The 2,720-nt window shown below is 73.7% G+C and carries 1 protein-coding gene; it reads right to left on the bottom strand.

Annotated features, from left to right (window positions below):
- Positions 1–2,720, bottom strand: a 2,720-nt coding sequence (locus tag Mam01_RS35825) for a type I polyketide synthase (RefSeq protein WP_204289659.1), incomplete at both ends; no start/stop codon positions are given.

The following is a 2,720-nucleotide window of genomic DNA, read 5'->3' as shown; positions in this document are numbered from 1 at the left end:
ACACCCCACCCGGATAACGGCACGCCATGCCCACGATCGCCAGCGGCTCGTCGACCGAGCCGACCGTGGCCGCCACCGCCGTACGCCTGCTGTCCGCGCCGACCACCTCGGCCGCGATGTACTCGGCGACCGCGAGCGCGTTGGGATAGTCGAACACCAGCGACGCCGGCAGCCGCAGCCCGACCTGGGCGTTCAGCGCGTTGCGGAACTCGACCGCCGACAGCGAGTCGAAGCCCAGCTCACCGAACGCCCGATCGGGCTCGATCGCCTCCGCCCCGGCGTGCCCGAGCACGGCGGCCGCCTGCGTGCGCACGATGTCCAGCAGCGCCGCAACGCGGTCCGCTTCGGACAGCGGCGCCAGCCGCTCGGCCAGTTGCGCCGCCGCCGCGGGAAGTCCGGCCGCGCTTCTGCGGGCCGGTCGCCGGACCAGGCCGCCCAGCAGCGCCGGCGCCTCCGAGCCGGCCGCGGCGAGCGCGGTGAGGTTCAGCCGGATCGGCACCACCGCGGCGGCGTCCGAGGCGCAGGCCGCGTCGAACAGGTCCAGCCCCTGCTCCGCCGACAGCGGCTCCACACCCGTACGGCTCAGCCGCTGCCGCTCGACGGCGGTCAGCTCACCACCCATGCCGCCCTGGGTGTCCCAGAGACCCCAGGCCAGCGACTGGGCGGTGAGGCCGCCCGCCCGGCGGTGCGCGGCCAGCGCGTCCAGGAACGCGTTCGCCGCGGCATAGCTGCCCTGACCCGGCGTCCCGAACACCCCCGACGCCGAGGAGAACAACACGAACGCCGACAACCCACGATCACGCGTCAACTCGTGCAGGTTCAGCGCCGCGTCCACCTTCGGACGCAACACCCGATCCACCCGCTCCGGAGTCAGCGACCCGATCACACCGTCGTCCAGCACACCCGCCATGTGCACCACGGCCGACACGTCCACCCCGGCCAGCAAAGCGGCCAGCGCGTCACGCTCGGCCACGTCACACGCCACCACCGACACCTCGGCACCGAGGTCCGCAAGCTCACCGATCAGATCGGCGGCGCTCTCGGCCGAGGCGCTCCTGCTGGTCAGCAGCAGACGACGCACCCCGTGCTCCACGACCAGATGCCGTGCCACCATCCGTCCCAGCATCCCCGTGCCACCCGTGACCAGCACCGTCCCCTCGGCGGAGAACGACGTCACCGGCTCGGTCTCAGCGGTCGCCGCGGGCACGCGGACCAGGCGGGCCGCGTAGATCACCCCGTCGCGGACCACGACCTGCGGCTCGCCCGTCGCCAGAACGGTCGCGAGGTCCACCGAGTCATCGGTGTCCACCAGCAGGATCCGGCCCAGGTTCTCCGACTGCGCGGACCGCACCAGCCCCCAGACGGCGGCACCGGCCAGGTCGGTCACATTCTCACCCGGCAGCCCCACTGCACCCGACGTGACCACCGCCAGCACCGCATCCGCCGGCGACTCCTCCCCCGGCCACGACTGCAACGCCGACAACACCGCATGCGTCGCCCCGCGCACCGCGTCCGCCGACACACCCGGCTCACCGCGGACCACGACCACCTCGGCCGGGTCGGTCGGAGCGGTGGCCGGTGACGCGCCGCCGATCGGCGTCCACGAGAGCCGGAACAGCGGGGCGGCCTGCCGCGATCCGGCCGCGTCGAGCCCGCCGGCCGGGATCGTCCGTACGGTCAGCGACTCGACCGACGCGACCGGGGCGCCGGTGTGGTCGGCGACGGCGATGCTCACCGCGTCCGAGCCGACCGTCGTGACCTGGACACGCACCGCCTGCGCGCCGGTCGCGTGCAGGGTGACTCCCGCCCACGAGAAGGGCAGCGCCGCCTCCTCGCCGATCACGCTGGTCAGCCCGATGGCGTGCAGGCAGGCGTCCAGCAGCGCCGGGTGGATTCCGAACCGATCGGCCTCCTCCTGTACGGACTCGGGGAGCGCCACCTCGGCGAAGACGTCGTCACCGCGCCGCCAGGCTGTCTTCAGGCCCTGGAAGACGGGTCCGTACGTGATTCCGGCCTCGGCCAGGTCGGCGTACAGGCTGCCGATGTCGACCGGGACGGCGCCCGCGGGGGGCCATTCGGACGCCGCCGCCGGCTGCTCCGTCACGCCCGGGGCCAGCAGTCCGGTGGCGTGGCAGACCCACGGGGCGTCGACGTCCTCACTCCGTGAGTGGACGCTGACCGCCCGGCGGCCCGACTCGTCGGCGGCTCCGACGGAGACGCGCACCGCGACGCCGCTTTCGGGCAGCACCAGCGGAGCCTGCAGGGTCAGTTCCTCAAGCACCTCGCAGCCGACCTGGTCACCGGCGCGGATCGCCATCTCGACGAAGCCGGTGCCGGGGAACACCACGTTGCCGAGAACCTGGTGATCGGTCAGCCAGGCCTGCGTACGGGAGGACAGCCGCCCGGCCAGCACCACGCCGTCCGACTCCGGCGACGTCACGACAGCGCCCAGCAGCGGGTGATCCGCTGGGTCCAGGCCCGCCGAAGCGATGTCGGCCGCCCCTGTGAAGGCCCCGGCCCATGCCTCCCTCCAGTAGTCGAGGGTGTCGAGCCAGTAGGACTCGCGCTGGAAGGCGTAGGTGGGCAGATCGACCCGGCGGGCGCCGGTCTCGGCGTAGAAGGCCTGCCAGTCGACCGCCACCCCGGCGGTGTGCAGCTGGCCCAGCGCGGCGACGACCGTGCCCGGCTCGGGCCGCTCGGCCCGCATGGTGGCGGTGAAC

This window comes from Microbispora amethystogenes (assembly GCF_016863015.1).
GTDB lineage: Bacteria > Actinomycetota > Actinomycetes > Streptosporangiales > Streptosporangiaceae > Microbispora > Microbispora amethystogenes.
Note: the sequence above shows the minus strand (reverse complement) of the source record. Positions and strands in the feature narration are given on the sequence as shown.